The organism is Corynebacterium sp. H78, assembly GCF_037572275.1.
GTDB lineage: Bacteria > Actinomycetota > Actinomycetes > Mycobacteriales > Mycobacteriaceae > Corynebacterium.
Window position 1 is genome coordinate 1,165,396 of record NZ_JBBHKX010000002.1, and the last position, 16,769, is coordinate 1,182,164.

Annotated in this window: 16 protein-coding genes, 1 rRNA gene and 1 pseudogene; 3 read left to right on the forward strand and 15 right to left on the reverse strand. The window is 56.2% G+C overall.

All coding sequences use genetic code 11. The features are described 5' to 3' along the window. The first annotated feature begins 30 nt into the window (after positions 1–30). The 3 genes and pseudogenes from WG934_RS06370 to WG934_RS06380 all read left to right on the forward strand — a co-directional run bounded on the left by WG934_RS06370 (position 31) and on the right by WG934_RS06380 (position 2,269). On the forward strand, positions 31–1,125 hold the full coding sequence (locus WG934_RS06370; RefSeq protein ID WP_339989186.1) for a 5-methylcytosine restriction system specificity protein McrC: 1,095 nt from the start codon (positions 31–33) through the stop codon (positions 1,123–1,125). 50 nt (positions 1,126–1,175) lie between these two features. Then, positions 1,176–1,621 (forward strand): annotated as a pseudogene (locus tag WG934_RS06375) (type ISP restriction/modification enzyme); the annotation flags it as partial. 57 nt (positions 1,622–1,678) lie between these two features. Beyond that, positions 1,679–2,269, forward strand: coding sequence for a DUF3800 domain-containing protein (locus WG934_RS06380; protein ID WP_339989188.1), 591 nt, complete (start codon positions 1,679–1,681; stop codon positions 2,267–2,269). A gap of 220 nt (positions 2,270–2,489) precedes the next feature. Here the strand turns inward: WG934_RS06380 and WG934_RS06385 are convergent, their stop codons facing one another. The 15 genes from WG934_RS06385 to rrf form a co-directional block, all read right to left on the reverse strand. Then, the gene (locus WG934_RS06385) at positions 2,490–3,302 is read right to left on the reverse strand and encodes a segregation and condensation protein A (RefSeq protein WP_339978668.1); all 813 of its coding nucleotides are present in this window, start codon (positions 3,300–3,302) and stop codon (positions 2,490–2,492) included. Positions 3,303–3,329: 27 nt separating this feature from the next. Next, complete coding sequence (locus WG934_RS06390; RefSeq protein ID WP_339978876.1) at positions 3,330–4,208, reverse strand: ParA family protein; 879 nt, start codon at positions 4,206–4,208, stop codon at positions 3,330–3,332. A gap of 65 nt (positions 4,209–4,273) precedes the next feature. Beyond that, positions 4,274–5,236: a site-specific tyrosine recombinase XerD gene (locus tag WG934_RS06395; RefSeq protein ID WP_339978670.1), complete on the reverse strand. Its 963-nt coding sequence runs from the start codon at positions 5,234–5,236 to the stop codon at positions 4,274–4,276. Beyond that, positions 5,223–5,888, reverse strand: a complete 666-nt coding sequence (locus WG934_RS06400; RefSeq protein WP_339989189.1) for an NUDIX hydrolase — start codon at positions 5,886–5,888, stop codon at positions 5,223–5,225. The genes WG934_RS06395 and WG934_RS06400 overlap by 14 nt, the downstream gene beginning before the upstream one ends. 5 nt (positions 5,889–5,893) lie before the next feature. Further along, the gene (locus WG934_RS06405) at positions 5,894–6,982 is read right to left on the reverse strand and encodes a copper transporter (RefSeq protein WP_339989192.1); all 1,089 of its coding nucleotides are present in this window, start codon (positions 6,980–6,982) and stop codon (positions 5,894–5,896) included. A 23-nt stretch (positions 6,983–7,005) separates the two neighbouring features. Then, positions 7,006–8,199 (reverse strand): putative cytokinetic ring protein SteA, encoded by a 1,194-nt coding sequence (steA, locus tag WG934_RS06410; RefSeq protein ID WP_339978677.1) that lies wholly within the window; start codon positions 8,197–8,199, stop codon positions 7,006–7,008. Positions 8,200–8,265: 66 nt separating this feature from the next. Beyond that, a complete protein-coding gene (gene recN / locus WG934_RS06415; protein ID WP_339978680.1) occupies positions 8,266–9,990 on the reverse strand; it encodes a DNA repair protein RecN in 1,725 nt (574 codons plus the stop codon). 10 nt (positions 9,991–10,000) lie between these two features. After that, on the reverse strand, positions 10,001–10,930 hold the full coding sequence (locus tag WG934_RS06420; RefSeq protein ID WP_339978683.1) for an NAD kinase: 930 nt from the start codon (positions 10,928–10,930) through the stop codon (positions 10,001–10,003). Beyond that, positions 10,927–11,763, reverse strand: a complete 837-nt coding sequence (locus WG934_RS06425) for a TlyA family RNA methyltransferase (protein ID WP_339989194.1) — start codon at positions 11,761–11,763, stop codon at positions 10,927–10,929. The genes WG934_RS06420 and WG934_RS06425 overlap by 4 nt, the downstream gene beginning before the upstream one ends. Beyond that, on the reverse strand, positions 11,756–11,983 hold the full coding sequence (locus tag WG934_RS06430; RefSeq protein ID WP_339978689.1) for a hypothetical protein: 228 nt from the start codon (positions 11,981–11,983) through the stop codon (positions 11,756–11,758). The genes WG934_RS06425 and WG934_RS06430 overlap by 8 nt, the downstream gene beginning before the upstream one ends. A 7-nt stretch (positions 11,984–11,990) precedes the next feature. Next, positions 11,991–13,034 carry an HAD-IIA family hydrolase gene (locus tag WG934_RS06435; protein WP_339989196.1) on the reverse strand — a complete coding sequence of 348 codons (1,044 nt, stop codon included), beginning with the start codon at positions 13,032–13,034 and terminating at the stop codon, positions 11,991–11,993. Beyond that, a complete protein-coding gene (locus WG934_RS06440; protein ID WP_339989198.1) occupies positions 13,035–14,288 on the reverse strand; it encodes a hypothetical protein in 1,254 nt (417 codons plus the stop codon). It abuts the gene before it with no gap. A 140-nt stretch (positions 14,289–14,428) separates the two neighbouring features. Next, positions 14,429–15,343, reverse strand: coding sequence for a ribonuclease H family protein (locus WG934_RS06445; protein ID WP_339989200.1), 915 nt, complete (start codon positions 15,341–15,343; stop codon positions 14,429–14,431). A 181-nt stretch (positions 15,344–15,524) separates the two neighbouring features. Beyond that, the gene (locus WG934_RS06450) at positions 15,525–16,391 is read right to left on the reverse strand and encodes a hypothetical protein (RefSeq protein WP_339978697.1); all 867 of its coding nucleotides are present in this window, start codon (positions 16,389–16,391) and stop codon (positions 15,525–15,527) included. 298 nt (positions 16,392–16,689) lie between these two features. Continuing rightward, positions 16,690–16,769 (reverse strand): 5S ribosomal RNA (gene rrf, locus WG934_RS06455); the annotation flags it as partial.

A 16,769-nucleotide genomic window follows, 5' to 3' on the forward strand; every position in this document is an offset into this window, starting at 1 on the left:
AAGTATGTACCTGTCAGAAGCATCTGGTTGATGCAGTTGTTTGCATCAGAGTTGTATAGGTCAGGGTGTATTCCTGACGCTGCATTGGAAGATATTGATGCCGAAATCCCTGCACTCGTGTCGTCAATGCTATGTGAAGCCGTCGAAAAACGGTTGTCTAAGGAGTTGAGTGTCGGTTTTTCTCGCGCATCTAGGCCTATAAGTCGAGTGCGTGGACGCATTGATGTGCTGCAAACATATCGCAACCAGCATATGGAGAAAGGGCGCGTTCACTGCGAGTTCAACGAGCTCACCGCCGATCACGATACAAATCAGTATCTGTTGCGAGCACTCGAGCATGGCGTGAGAAACAATCATGCCGCCGGGAACAGGGAACTAACCGCACGTTGTCGCCGTTTAGTTCGCACTTTCCGTAATGCAGGAGTTCGATATATCCCGACGGCCACAACTCCAGCTGGAAGACTGAGCCCGCAGGATCTGCAGCCCATTGCCACTGCCCGGCTGCTCTTAGAGTTGAAAGTCCCCTCCCATGGCGAAGGCTACGCACCATTTTGGCGAGCACGATTGGAAGAACATGAACTGCGCAGATTGTTCGAACGTGCGCTTCTGGGAATCTACGAACATGTGTTGACACCGATGGGCTGGACCGTAGCAGGCGGGCGTGAAGTGAAATGGCCGTTAGCAAGTGGAACCCGGGATGAGACGCAGAATACCCACGACCGGGTCTTGAAGGTCGATGGGCACCTGAAGCTACCCAAGATGTTCACAGACATCACCCTCACCAGTCCTAACGGACACATGATTATCGTGGACGCCAAGTTCACATCAATGGCTACGAAACCGACAGAACGGTACGGCTCAACGCTGAAATCGGAACATTTGTATCAAATCTCTGCATACGTAAATGCGGAGACCGCGAGACGTGGAGCACTTGTATCGGGAGCCATCGTGTACGCGACAGTTGGTGATACTGGCAATTCAGATTTCAGTCCTCACCAGTTATTCTCGCTCGGCAACAACAATTATGAATTCGTGGCATTGGATCTCATGGACTCGCCAATGAGCATATGCACGCAAGCAACTTCAATTCAAGGCTTGGTAAATCCAATTACAGATGAAAAATAGGAGAGCCACAATTGGTAGTTGGCTAATGGTGTGCGTGCGGTCCATAAATGGCCACCACTCAACTGATGGAACTTCATGTCAACTAAGAGCATTCCGAACCATGGTTACTTGATGTGCGGGTTCGTGCGGGCGTAGATGTGGTTGATCGTGAGACGTGGCGTGCCACGAAAATGAAGTGAGCCAAGCGCAAAGGTCCAAAGACCGGTAAGGGCGCCAATGATGTGACGAAGCTGATTTACAACAAAAACGTGACGGTCACTGGAATTCCTGCTGAGGCAGAAGAATACATACTGATTCTCGGTCGGCATTGACGTGGTTGATTGACCGTTATCAGGTGAAGAAAGACAAGGTATCAGGCATTGTCAATGGTCCGAATGATTGGGCTGACGAGGTCGACAATCCGCGCTACATCGTAGAATTGATTGAACGAGTGACACGAGTTGCAATGGAGACGGTGAAAGTTATTGAGAGCCTAAATGGACAGGACCAAATATGATGCCCAGCATTTCGCTGAATCGTTAGACACTAAAAGAAGAGGCGAGGTGTGAGTTCTATGTCTAATACGCTTTTCGTATTCATGGATGAGTCGGGTGATATGCAATTCACACCTAAAGGTAGCCAACACTTTATGGTCACGGCAGTGTGTACTAGCAATCCGACAATCTCGGCAACAGCCATGCAAGCCCTCAAATACGATTTGATGGCATCTCGAAGTCAGGACCTAGAATTTCATGCCACTCAGAACACGCTGGGAACGCGAAAACGCGTGATAGATGCCATCAACAGAATTAACGACCTGACAGTTCACACATTGTGGATTGACAAGCGGTTCACGCATCCAAAGCGCCAGGACTCCGCCAGACTGCTCGGAGTTTTCGCGCTAGCGATGGGACGATGGATTGATCAAGTTTATAGGAATGCGCATTTCAACCAGGTGGTCCTAATTTTCGACTCCGTGCTCACCGGAAAAGAACGTAACGCGTTCCAAAAGAATATTAAACCCGTCTTCAAAGACCTAAATCTAGAATATCGAGTTCTCTTTCACCCTGTAAAACAAGACCTCAATGGGCAAATTGCAGACTATTTCTCGTGGCCTGGTATCGAAAAATCGAGCGCGACGATTCCGAACCGTTTGAAGCGCTAAACCATTCCGCATATTGGACGCAATTTAACCTCTTCCAAAGCGGATCGATCCTGCACTGGAACGGGTCTGAACGAAGCGAGACATAAACCAAAAATGACCACCCTACCTACCGGCAAACCGGAAAGCCCAGGGGCTCTTATCAGCAGGGTGGAACCTTTGCACATCACAATATATCAGCGTCCGCTGCAGCACAATAGGCTTAGCCATCGCGCCCACGCACCTACTCCCAATTCGCCGCCGCCACCACAGCCGGATCCACATCCAGCCCGGTCCAGGCCACATTGATCTCTTCCAGCGCTTCCTCCTGATCAATACCAATGGCCTTCGCACGGTACAGCTCAAGCAACGCTAAGAAACGACCAACAATTTCCATCGACACGCGGCACTCCGAAGTCAGCTGGGTAAACGTCATCCACGTCCCCTCACCAGCGACCCGCAACGTGTCCAGAATCCGTCCCGCCTGCTCCGGCACCGACACTTCAACCTGATGCAGGTGACTCACACCGACAGTCTCCGGTGGCTTCGGACGCATGACGACGGCCGCAAATTCAGCAAACTCCTGAGAGTTCATACCGAGCTGTACCGGTGGCAACAGCTCATCAAACTCTGGATCTGGCCCGGTCGCACGTGGGTATCGGCGGGGTGCGTTCCTCTCCCACTGCGCGAACATGTCCGCAACCTTGTTGTACGCCTGGTACTGAAGCAAGCGGGCAAACAGCAAGTCCTGCGCCTCGAGCAGGGCTAGGTCTTCTTCGTCGTCGACGTCGCCACGCGGAAGCAAGCGAGCGGTCTTTAGATCCAACAGAGTTGCCGCAACAACCAGAAACTCGGTGATCTCATCCAAGTTGGAGACAGCATCAAGGCTGCGTGTGTAGGCGATGAATTCGTCGGTCACGGCTGCGAGAGCAACCTCAGTAACATCCATCTTCTTGCTGCCAATGAGCTGCAATAACAGGTCAAAAGGGCCCGTAAAATTCGACAGGGCTACCTGGAACCCTGTGATTTCTTCTTGAACGAATTCAGCGTCGGCCATGCAGTGTCCGCCTTCGCACCGAGGACGCTAGCCCGCAGTGCGTTCGATGACCTCTCGCGCAAGATTGCGGTACTGCTCAGCTGCCGGAGTATTGGGTGCCCACGTGGTAATCGGCTCGCCCGCCACCGACGTCTCAGGGAAACGCACGGTACGGGTGATCACGGTATCGAAGACTGTGTCGCCGAAGACCTCAATGACTCGCCCCATTACTTCGCGAGCATGCAAGGTACGACGATCAAACATTGTCACCAAGATGCCCAGCACTTCCAAGTTGAAGTTCAGACGATCGCGGACTTTATTGACGGTATCCGTCAGCAACGCCAAACCACGCAACGAGAAGTACTCACATTCCATTGGAATGATGACACCCTGCGCGACCGTCAACGCGTTCACAGTAAGCAGCCCAAGCGATGGCTGGCAGTCGATAATGATGTAGTCGTAATCGCGCATCACTGGACGCAGCGCACGGCCAAGCGCTTGCTCACGCCCCACTTCATTTACCAACTGAATTTCCGCAGCGGACAAATCGATGTTCGCTGGAACCAAGTCCAAACCGCTTACCGACGAATGCACGATGGCATCTCGCACATCTGTCGAGCTATCGATGAGAAGGTTGTACACCGTCAGGTCGAGATCCTCGTGAGGAATACCCAACCCAGCCGATAGTGCGCCCTGCGGGTCAAGATCCACGAGAAGCACGCGACGGCCAAACTCAGCCAACGCTGCACCCATGTTGATGGTCGAGGTGGTCTTACCTACGCCACCCTTCTGGTTACACATTGCGAGGATCTTCGCCGGCCCATGTGACTCCAGCGGGCGTGGTTCAGGCAGCTCACGCAAAGGACGTCCAGTGAGTCCTAGTTGGACTTCTTCGGACTTCCCGGAGCTAAACAGACCCTCACCCATTGTCGTCAACCTCTATTCCTTGACTAGAACCGTGGACGGTGACATCTCTTTTACTGTACCGACAATCACGTCGCACGCGGGTGAGCACCCGCCCACACGCGCCGAAGATTATCTGCAGTGACCATCGTATAAATCTGTGTCGTGGTCACCGACGAATGCCCCAGCAATTCTTGCACCACTCGAACATCCGCACCACCTTCCATGAGGTGCGTCGCAAAGCTATGCCGCAGCGTATGCGGAGATACCCGACCAGCAAGACCAGCACGCCCAGCAAGCTCGGACAAGATGTTTCCGCAAGATTGGCGGGACAATCTCCTCCCCAAAGAGTTAAGGAACAGGGCTGGACCGGAATTCATCCGCACCCATGCGGGACGCCCTCGAATCAGCCACGCATCAACGGCCTCCATGGCAAGTCCGCCGACCGGAACGATGCGTTCCTTGCCACCCTTGCCACGAAGCAGAACAAGATGCTGCTCCCGATCAATATCGTCAATGTCAAGCCCTACGACTTCCGATACACGCGCGCCAGTCGAATACAGCAACTCCACCAGAGCCTTGTCGCGGATGTCAGAAACAGTCGCTACGTCTCCGGCGGGAATGGAATCGATCAGTGTTTCCACTTCATCAATGCGCAACGCCTTTGGCAATCTGCTGGGCTGCTTTGGTGGGTTGACTCGCGCGGCGACATCAACATCGACATCGCCTTCACCGAGTGCAAACTTGTGCAGTCCTCGCACCGCTGACAACGTCCGCGTTACCGACGACGCAGCCATCGGCTTCACATCACGAGCCTCATCCCCCTTAGCCAAGTAAGCCAAGAACTCCGTGATGTCTAGCTCAGTGACCTCGCGCAAATCTTGACGACGAATCCCCCGCAAGTAGGCATCGTACTTCGCAAGGTCACGTCGATAGCTGCCGAGCGTATTTTCCGACACACCTTTTTCGACGGCGAGATAGTCAAAATATGCTCCCGCCGTTGCAGCGGTAGGACCGGTCAGTTCACTGCGCGTTTTCTTAGCGCGGGACATTCTTTAGGTTGGCGTTCTCGCCGAGCATGGCGACTCGTCGTGAAGCAAGATTGGTGGGCCTAATAGTGAACGATTCGTTGACGCTACGGCGTTCCGCATTCGTACTCAACACTTGATGAGCAACCATAATGCCCGCTAACGCGATCGAATTGGAAACATCACCGCGCAAGACCATAGCCACCGCTTCTTCCAGCGGAACCCAGGCCATGGTCATATCGGCTTCCTCTTCGCCAGGTTCAGGGCGATCTACCTCGGTGAGATCCTCCGCCAAGTAGATGCGCACAGTCTCTTCGGCGAAACCGGGAGATGCGAAGATGTCCGTCAACAACGACCACTTTTCAGCAGCCATCCCTGCTTCTTCCATCAACTCACGCTTAGCTGCGACGAGCGGATCCTCATTCGCAATGTCGAGAATGCCCGCAGGCAATTCGTACAGGCGATCCTGTGCCGTCTGCCGCCACTGATGCAAAATACAGATTTCGCCCTCATCGTTGTGCGCGACGATGGCTACGGCACCAAAGTGCTCCACAATCTCCCGCGCATGTACTTTGCCATCAGGCATGACGACGTGGTCACGTCGCAACGCGAGAATCGGAGTCTCAATGAGAATTTCCGAATCAACGACTTCGAAAACATGCGGACTATCAGCCACCGGGATCAGGCGCCTTCGGTAGGTTCTGCGGCTTCAGACTCAGATGCAGTAGCTGGTTCTGTTGCCTCGGCCGATTCAGTCTCGGCAGCTGGCTCGGAGGCGTCGGCAGAGCCAGTCGCCTCGGATGCGCCGGATCCTGTGGCTTCCGCGGACTCCGATTCCTCCGGTGCCTCCGATGATTCGGACGCTGCGTCACGAGGCTTTTCCACCCCACCACGCGCTTCGACAATAGCTCGCACGACACCTACTCGACCAGCCGGATCACCAATAGCTGCCACCGACTTCAGCGAATCAGAGTTGCTCTTCTTGGCCTTCAGTGCAGCGAGAACACCACCCTTTTCACTTGCTTCCGGCTGGCTTGCGACGACCACAGGCCCGGAATCCGACAACGCCTCCGCGAAGTCAGCGAGCACGGTGGCACCAAACGCCGGGTCCTTGCCTTCACCTTGACCAGCACCGGTGACAAGCACCACAGCAGCAGATGGACGCAGTGTTCCGTCTTTGTATTCGACGTAGCCACCATCACGAAGAGACTCGAGGAGGAGCTTGCGGTCAGTACCACTTGCCTGCTCGCCGCCTTCGTCGTCAAGCATGAGCACGGTTGACAATGCTTGTCCCGCCTGGCGACCAGGTTCGCGACGGTCAAGGTCCAACTGAACGGAGGCTGGAAGTGCACTATTGACGACATCCTTGAGTCCGTCAGCACCCTCTGGAGAAATGAACTTCTGGGTGAGATTCAACCGGCCTCCGTCGGGAGCGCCAGCTGCTTTCAAGGTTTCAGCGACGGCGTCGACATCTTCTTGCTTCGCATCAGGAGCAATTGCCAACACGACTGGCGTGTCCTTCAGAGCATCCTTCACGATTTCCTGAGTCAGTGGCTCGATAATCTCGTTCGCCGAATCAGCCCGGACGATTGCTCGATCCCGCTCAGATACGGCAGTATCGCGTTCCTGCGCTGCGCCAGAGGAACTGCCCAGGGTAATGCCACCTTCAGGAGCCAGCACATATGCGCCCAGCGCTGTACCAGCTGCAACACCCAATGCCAGGCCTGTCACCGCAGCCGCACCGCGACCACTCTTACGATTCTTCGCCATCGTTAATCCCTTACGTCAGCGGGCTATTTAAATAGACCCTGGAACCACAGCGCGATGGAGTTCCACGTATTAATCAAGTTCTCCGAAACCGAACCATCACCGGACGTACCTGCGATAGCAATGATGACGGCGAGAGCAACGAAGATTGCCAAGATTGCCCAGGCAATACCGAAGCCCCGTCCGCTGACTTGGTAAAGATCAGCAACCAACTCGCCATCCACCAGCTTGCGACCAGCCTTCAATCGGCTCAACAGCGCAGATGGAATGTGCTTCTGGTCAGGGCTGCCGTAGACATCGTCGAGGTCAAGCGGAGCACCCACATTGACGATCATTTCGGCACCGTGGTACTCAGCCAGCACCAGCGCGAGATCGGTCGCATTATCCGACAGAGCAGGGAACGTCATCGCGCCAATACCCAGATCCTGAATTCGCTCCAGGCCTGCGGCATGGCCGTCTGGATCAGCAGGCAGAATCACACATTCTGCAGCGCGCAGCGACCCCGAGTCGATGTCGGACGGGTTGCCGATGATGAAGTCCGGCTCGTAATGCATGTCGACCAACGTGTCGGCACCTGCATCGACGCCGATCAGCAGTGGGTCGTACTCATTGATGAAGTTCTTCAGTCGACCAAGGGTTTCCCGGTGGTTCTCCCCTGGGCTGACAATGATGACTTTGCGACCTTCAATTGACTGTTCGACGTCTGGAATGCCGAGACCATCAACATACAGTGGCGACTCCGTCGTTGCGAATTCAACCAAGTTGCCCGACAGCGCTTCAAGGCGGTCTTCCAAACTGGTGCGAGCTTCATCGAAGGCAGTTGCCAGCTCTGCATCGGTGACGACATCACCGGAGGCAACTCGACGGTCCCCGTAGTACAGGGTGCCGTCATGCAGGCGACCAGTCTTGCCGTCCTTCAGCTTCGCAAATGCCCTGTCGCCAGCATTCTGCACAAGCTCGATGCCAGAATCGGCCAACATCTGCGGACCATAATTGGGTTGTGCGCCAGTGGTGAACTCGCTGGCATTAATAACTGCTCCGACCTGAGCGTCAATCAGACGCTGCGCCATGGGGCGCGTCAAATCTGGAGCATCAATGACGAGAATATCGCCCTGTGTGAGCTTCTTGAATGCGCGTTCCGGTCGTGAACCGTCGCGCACGGTACCTACATGACCCGGAAGTTGTGGATCGTTCTTGGAGAACAGACTCATGGCCTTCATGTTTGCTCAACGATCCCGCCAACATGTGGAGGCGCGCCGGTATCCCGGCCTAAACCTCAACCAAAACTAGAAGGTTGCCCGGTCCGACCGAGCGGTATCCAACAAGTCCTGAGCATGCGCCCTTCCCGACTCCGTATCGTCGAGTCCCGCCATCATCCGGGCGAGCTCCTCGACCCGCGAATCGTCGTCAAGCGTGTGCACACCAGATGTCACCGAATCTTCGCCCACGTTCTTGGTGACCCGCAAATGCGTATCTGCATACGCCGCAACCTGAGGCAGGTGCGTGACGACGATAACTTGATGCTTCATCGCCAACCTGCCCAACCTGCGTCCGATTTCGACCGCTGCGCGACCGCCAACTCCGGCATCGACCTCGTCGAAAACAAGGGTTCCGCCACCGTCTTCTGCAGCAAGAACGACTTCGAGCGCGAGCATTACGCGGGACAGCTCACCACCTGAAGCGCTGGTCGCAAGCGGACGCGGTTCCGCACCTTTGTGAGCAGACAGCTGGAACTGCACAGTATCTCGGCCGTATGGGCCGAACTCACCAGAGTCGGAGACACCGACTACCAGCGAGGTACTTGGCATCGCCAAGCCATGCAGCTCGACTGTTACTTTTTCGGCCAGCATTTTTGCGTGCTTGACCCGCAGTGCGGTCAGCTTCTTAGCAGCTTTGGCGAGCTCCTTTTCGTAGCTGTCGACCTGTGCTGCCAGTGCTTCCAAAGCCTCGCCAGATACATCGAGACTGTCCAGCTTGCGACGGGCTTTGTCACGCCACGCCAGAACACCATCGATATCCGGGGCATATTTACGGGTCAGGTTCTTGATCTCCGCCTGCCGATCCAACAGCGAATCCAGCGACTCAGTTTCTTCTGGCAACGAGGCCACATACGAACCCAATGAGGCAGAAATGTCGGCGAGAGTACTCGTCACATCGCCAAGCTGCGTCGCCAGCTCCGTCAGCTCTGGATCCGTTGTTCCCGCAAGCTGTTGCTGTGCATGCCCGAGCAAATCCGCAGCGCCTTCATCGTCAGACTCGGCACCAAACGCACTTGGACCATCAATGCTCACCAACGCCTGGGTCGCAGCTTCGCGCAGACCATCGACATCTTCCAAGCGACGAATCATCGTCGCTAGTTCTTCGTCTTCCCCGGGTTCAGGGTCGACATCGTCGATTTCCTTCAAGGCGAAAGTAAGCTGGTCGGCGCGCATCGCCATTTCACGGCGTTTCGACGTCCGCTCCTCCAGGTCCTTCTTCGCAGCTCGCCACTTCTGTCGGATCTCTCGATACGGTTCAAGCACCTTCGCCGCAGCAGCTGGATTAACACGATCAAGTGCAGCCCGCTGCTCGTCAGCGCCAAGAAGTCTCAGCTGGTCATTTTGACCATGAATAGCCAGCACCAGGCCAGAAATGTCGACCAGACTCGCAGCAGGAGTCGATCGGCCTCCTACCCATGCTCGCGAGCGCCCCTTGGCCGATACCTGTCGAGCAAGCAGGACTTCATCATTCTCGTCTCGTTCCCCACCGATTTCGGCGACGATGCGGTTCACGTCGTCGGAAAGCGCATCGTCCACATCATCAGTGGAAATACGTCCTTCTACAAGAGCTTTGTCAGCGCCAGAACGGACGCGTCCAGCGTCAGCGCGTCCTCCGGACAGCAGTCGCAGACCGGTCACGACCATCGTCTTACCCGCGCCGGTTTCACCTGTGAGAACCGTCAGACCAGGACTGAATTCGACTGTCGATTCGGTAATGACACCGAGATTACGAATGCTTAGTTCAGTCAGCACTGTGTGCGGTTCACCTCCGTGGGCCCCGCCAACCAGTCACCGGCAAGCGGAATTTCGATACGAGTCGATCAGCAAAAGGTGCCGAGTCAAGCCGTACCCACCGTACTGGCTGTGTGCCACGGGTGATTTCGACACGCGCTCCGGGTGGCATCGCAATTGGCCGGAACCCATCGAGCACGGCCTGAGCTGAGGATGTTTCGGGATTGGTCTCGACAGCAACCGTCGACTGTGGAGCAACGGCCATCGGGCGGTCAAACAAGGCATGTGCATTGTTTGGAACCACCAAAATCGCATCTAGTTCAGGCCACAGAATCGGACCGCCCGCCGAAAAGGCATATGCTGTCGAGCCAGTCGGAGTTGAGATAAGCACGCCGTCACAGCCATAGGAGCTGACCGGCCGACCATCTACTTCCAAGATCACGTCGAGCACGCCACGACGGTTCAGATTCTCAATGCTCACTTCGTTGAGTGCCCATCCGGTGCCAATTACCCGACCATTTGTATCTCGAACGGTCACGGTGATGGTCATGCGGTCTTCGATTCGCCAGTTGCGATCGATGATGCGCGTGATGGCTTCGTTCATCGATTCCTGCTCCCACTCAGCGAGGAAACCGACGTGCCCCATATTGATGCCCAGCACCGGCAGGTCCATGGAATGCGCAATATCGGCGGCGCGCAAGAAAGTACCGTCGCCACCAAGGACGAGCACCAGCTCGCATCCTTCTGCAGCTTGTGGCGAATGTCCATATCGGGGGAACTTGCCCAACACAGGATGGCGCATGAGTGCTTCTGGGTGGTCTCCCGCCAGCACTCGCACATGAACACCAGCAGCTTCCAACAGTTCAGCTGCTTCCGCTGCAGCCTTCAAGTTTGCGCTTCGCCCAGTGTGTGGGACGAGAAGAATCTCGCGGACGTTGGAATTACGATGTGACTCAGTCATTGTGGGCCTTCCTTGACTGCTCGTCCGATTGCCTCTGCAACACCGTCGTCACCGAGATCGCTCTTGCCTCCATCTTTCACGAGCCAGAGGAAGAATTCGACGTTTCCGCTAGGACCAGGCAACGGACTTGCGACAGCGTCTTTCACTGACAGCCCCAGCTCGCGAGCGAAGTTAGCAACTTCCAGCACTACTTCTTCACGCAACGCAGCGTTACGCACAACTCCGCCGTGTCCGAGTCGATCCTTCCCCACCTCAAATTGCGGTTTGACCATGGGCAGCAGGTCCGCACCTTCGGCTAGACAGCTGACCAACGCAGGCAGGACCAACTTCAACGAGATGAACGACAAATCGCCCACCATCACATCTGCCAGACCGCCGGTAGCTTCAGGAGTCAACGTCCTCACGTTCGTGCGGTCAAGCACCAGGACTCGATCGTCGTCACGCAAGCGCCACACCAACTGGCCATAACCTACGTCGACTGCAATGACTTCTCGAGCTTGACGACGCAGACACACATCCGTAAACCCACCAGTCGATGCACCTGCGTCAATAATGCGTCGGTCTTTCAGGCTGAGGCCCTGTGGCTCAAATGCGGCAAGTGCGCCGAGGAGCTTGTGTGCGCCGCGGGATGCCCAATCGTCTTGTTCTCCGTCATCAGCCACGCGAATGGACACATCTCCGGTCACGGCAGTTGCAGGCTTCGATGCTGCCATGCCGTTCACAGTGACTCGACCGGCGCGAATCATTTCGACGGCTTGTTCCCTCGAACGGGCTATCTTGCGACGAACCAATTCAGCATCGAGTCGGCGCTTGGGGACCGAGCCCTTAGCCACGAGCGCCCCCATTCCCCTTGCTTAATGCTTGCTGCAACAGTTCGTGAGCCTCTTCCATGAGTGCTGCATGGTCTGCTGGCGTTGGGGCTGGGCGGTCGAGAACTTCGGCGACGTCGTTGCGAAGCTGTTCGGGAGCAATTGGTGCCTGGGGCATCGGCGACTGCGTCGGTCCTGGCGTTGCTCCTGGCCGAGGTCCCGGCGTGGGAAAAGAGTTACTCATCGGTAGCTCACCGCCACGCAGCAATAGCGATACGCGCAGCCTCAGAGTCCGGTCGCACGCTGGTGATCGGTACTGCGTTCTCGTCGGACGTATCGGCGGCCCACGCCACTGAAGCAGCCGTGAGCAATCCAGCCACTGCAGCCTGAGTTGAATCGGCAAAACGCGGATCGTTCATATCGCCCCCGGACAAGATGACCGTCGACGGATCTTGTGGATCGACTTCTGCGATCAGTCCAGCCTGGGGCTGCGGCTTCGCATGCTCGATCGGCGCGAGCAATGCGCGCATATCGGCACCGATCATGGTTGGGCGTTCCGCTGGAATTGCGGTCAGAGTTTCGTGATGACCCGAAATCCCCGTGACTACCATCAACGTGTCATAGCCGGCGGCATTACCACCAGCGATGTCCGTGTTCAGACGGTCACCGATACACAGTGGTTTCTGCGCACCAACGCGCGCAGCTGCCGAGTGGAACATTGGGGCTTCCGGCTTTCCTGCACTCATTGGTTCCACACCGGTGGTGACCGTCAATGCTGCAGCAACAGCACCGTTACCCACCATGCGGCCGCGCTCGTCCGGCAACGTCGTGTCCAGGTTTGAAGCCAAGTACTTCGCGCCACGATTAATGGCAAGCGCAGCTTCTGACATCTGCTTCCAGGTCATTTCACGGTTTAGACCTTGGAAGACGGCAGCCGGTTCGTCGTCAGCTGAGTCCACAATGATGTATCCAGCTTCGCGCGCGAGCTCCTTGAAGGACTCAGCGCCCAGCACATATACCTTCGAACCAGCAGGAATAACATCCTTAGCCATATCGAGAGCAGCCTGCGCAGACGTGATGACATCCTCGGCAGAGCACTCGTAGCCCAGCCCCTGGAGTTGGTCGGCTACCACCTGCGGTGGGCGGGATGCGTTGTTGGTAATAAACAACATTGGCAAGCCAGCTTCTGCCAGAGTCTCTTGTGCATGAGGGACCGCACGGTCACCTTCATAAATTGTGCCGTCAAGGTCCAACAGAGCTGCGTCATAGCAGCTCGCTAGCTGTGCCGAAGTCATCTATTCTCCTTCATTCGATTCTTCAGATGGCGTGCCAGACATCAGTTCGTCGATACGATCGCGGGAATCCAGAACTTCCTCCGGATCCAAGTTCGCAGAGCGCTCAAACCATTCCTTCGCCTCTTCAGTGCGGCCGGCTGCTGCTAGCGCATCGGCATAGGCGTAGAACAAACGAATTGCTTCGAAGTCCTCGCGAGTTGGATCAAGATTCTCTTGTTCCAGCTCCAGCAACGCAGCGTCCAGCTGTCCCATATCACGGCGGGCACCGGCCACCACGATGGCCAGCTCAGTCTTGGAGTCGGCGTCGAGAAGCTTGGCTTCTTCGGAACGGGCAAGTTCAATCGCCTTTTCTGGACGACCCAAACCGCGCTCACAGTCAGCCATCACTGCCAACAAACCAGCGCCACCCGAAATTCGACGAGCGGCACGCAGCTCACTGAGAGCTTCCTTCCACTCACCAGCATGGTATGCGGTAACACCTGCGGTTTCGCGGACGACACCGACTCGACCGGCACGATCCTTTGCTGCTCGAGCGTGACGAAGCGCCAACTGTGGATCTTCAGCCAGCGTGATTGCAGCCATGATCATGTGACGAGCGGTTGCGTCAGCATTGTCCTTAGACAGGCTCTTGAGATCCTGGCGTACGGCTGGATCGAGCTCATCAGCACGGATGTCGTCTGGCAATGATGGCTCGTTCATACGAGCATTAATGCGTTCTTCGCGGAATCCTGGACGCTGTGGGCCGGTTCGTTGCGTACGCTGCTCATCCTGACGCTGACCACCGCGGTTCGACCTGCGGTTGCCACCGCCACGACGATCATCACGACCACCGCGACCGCCGCTGAACCCACGACGGTCATCCCGATCGCGGCCACCACGGCCACCGCTGAATCCACCACGGCGCTCTCCGCGCTCATCGAAACGACGCTCCCCGCGCTCCCCACGATCGTCAGGACGGTCGCGGTCATAGCCACCGCGTCGATCGTCACGGCGCTCATCGAAACGACGCTCGCCACGGTCGCGGTCGTAACCACCCCGACGATCATCACGACGCTCCCCACGATCATCGCGACGGTCACGGCCACCGAAGCCACCCGAACGACCACCTGGTCGACCGCCGGGCCTTCCACCAGAGCGGCCTCCCGAACGTCCACCAGAACGTCCGCCGAAGCCACGATTACCTCCCTGACCTCCGCGACCGCCTTGTCCGCGACCGCGGTTATCGCCCGAACGTGAACCTTCGTGCTCAGCCATGTATTGGGAGCTCCTTCATCATTGAAAAACTAAAACTAGAAAATCAGATCTACGTTTGCCTGGTTTCCCACAAACTTCAACCGCCCAGAATACCAGGCAAACTCCGCATTACCGATTACAGATTCACCGACAAAACATCCCTACGCCACATGATGAGCAACGAGCACTCCATCACCACTAAGATCCCACGTCGACGTCGCAGTCGCCAGATCACTATCAATCACTACAACCGCAGTCGTCCCGGACTCCGCAACTTTTGCTCCATCAACCAACGACTCATGCCCCAACCACTCCGGAAAAGCATCACTCAACCCGGTAGGAACCAAAACCGCATTCTTTGCTAGATACTCCAAACGCTTTTCATCCCCACCGTGAGCACGGGCAACAGCTCGTAGCAACGTTTTCTGCAAAATTCGAGCGCTCATCGCCACAGATTTCTGCTTTACGACGTCCTCCGCTACATCAAACAAACCATCCTGCACTCCGTCGTCGCCAAGCCCGGCCCCTTTGGACTGTGCCGAGAAAGACGAAGGAGCGGAAACTGAGTCAGCAGGAATCGAGTCATCGGAGCCAGGGAGTGGCGCACCAGCCCCTGGGAAGCCTGGGCCGTGATGAGGCGCACTGCCACGCTGATATGCCGTTGCGACGGCCCGAGCACGTTCATCAGCCGCTTCGTTCAAGCCATGCCCGGAATGGCCCTTAACCCATTCAAATGTCACTGAGCGGCCCGACATCTGTTCGTCGATAAGCTTCAAGATATCGACGTTCAGAACAGGCTTACCATCTCGCTTCCGCCAGCCCTTACGCTTCCAACCTGGCATCCACTTAGTCACCGAGTTGATGACGTACTGAGAGTCACACAAAACATGCAAATCCTCATCAGCGCGGTGCGAGGTAGCATTCAGCAATTCCGCTACCGCCATCAATTCACCGCGGTTGTTTGTACCACTCTTCCAACCACCGGCTGCCCACGTAGTGTCATCAATAAACCAACACCAACCGGCAGGACCAGGATTGCCGAGGGAAGAACCGTCAGCGGCAGCAGTAATAGTCATAGACCGAAAGTTTAGTACCTTGGGCGGATTGGCAGGGACACGGCTGCGATGAATAGACTGCCAGCTATCTGACGCGAGTCGCTTCATGCAGACCTAGAACAGGAAAGAAGGAAAGACCCCCAGCGTTGAGCTGGGGGCCAATGAGATTGAAGACGAACCTACGCGTTCTCTACGCGATCTACTAGAAAGTTGGAGTAGGTGTGTCGAGGTTCAGATCCTCGAGCATCTTGTCCAATTCCTTCATGGACTCGTCGAAGTCCTTCATCGTGTCATCGAAGCTCGGCAGAGAATCCAGGCCGGTGTCGCCCAAACCTGGCATTTCGTTGAGATTCTCCATCTCCTTCATATTCATCGACTTATCGCAGACCAACCACTTGCCGTCTTCCTTCTTGAAGGCCAACTTCTGGTTGTTGTGAGTCAATGTGGCGGTCTCGCGAGAATCATCCGTAAATGCCACGGTGTCTTCATTCACAACTGGACGTTCGATGCCCAGGTCCTTGCGCATCTGCTCAACATCAAAGCCATCAGTCAAATCGCTAAGGGACTCGTCCACTTCCTTCAGCTTTGCTTCATCGCCACGGTACTGTTCACAGACGAACTTATTGCTTGCGACGAGCGACGTTTCCTTCTCCGCCGCATTCATCGTTTCCTCGATGCCCTTCACAGCACCCTTCAGAGCACGGCTCTCGGCAGTCATGAACCAGTACGCAGCGCCACCGATCAGAGCAAGCACGACCACTGCAGCAATAATCGCTGGCACCAACATCTTGCTTCCCGACGACTTCTTCGGCGATTGGCCACCCGGAGCTCCGTATGCAGAGGCGCCCTGCGGTGCACCATACGGCTGACCTCCATATGGCTGACCCTGCTGGCCTCCCTGCTGGCCACCGTAGGAGTGGCCCTGCTGGCTACCAAAGCCACCGCCAGCATTTGGGTCGCCCCAACCGGAGCCACCGTACTGACCTCCTGGCTGGCCACCTGGCATATTCGGCTGGCCACCGTTGTTCTGGCCACCGAAATTGTTGTCGCCACCATATGGGTTACTCATGCTGCGCTCCTATGTACAAACCAGCCGACCGATAGGTGGTGGCACATACGTATCCTCGACAAAAACAATGCTATTCAGTTCGAAGATATTACCTGATAGACAAACACGTCGCGCACTGACAGGAGCAAAAAATTACTGCTCCTCAGCAATAGAAACTGCTGGCAGCAGTTTACGGGGCAGGATGTCATTCACTCCGCCACCTATCGGGCAGTCATGGCAGCCTTCGCTTGTGTGTTCGAGTGCGGGCACACAAAAAAAGGGGGCCCAGCCCACAAGGACCAGACCCCCACAAAAACAATGCCGGCAGCGACCTACTCTCCCACACCCTCCCGAGTGCAGTACCATCGGCGCAGGCAGACTTAGCTTCCGGGTTCGGAA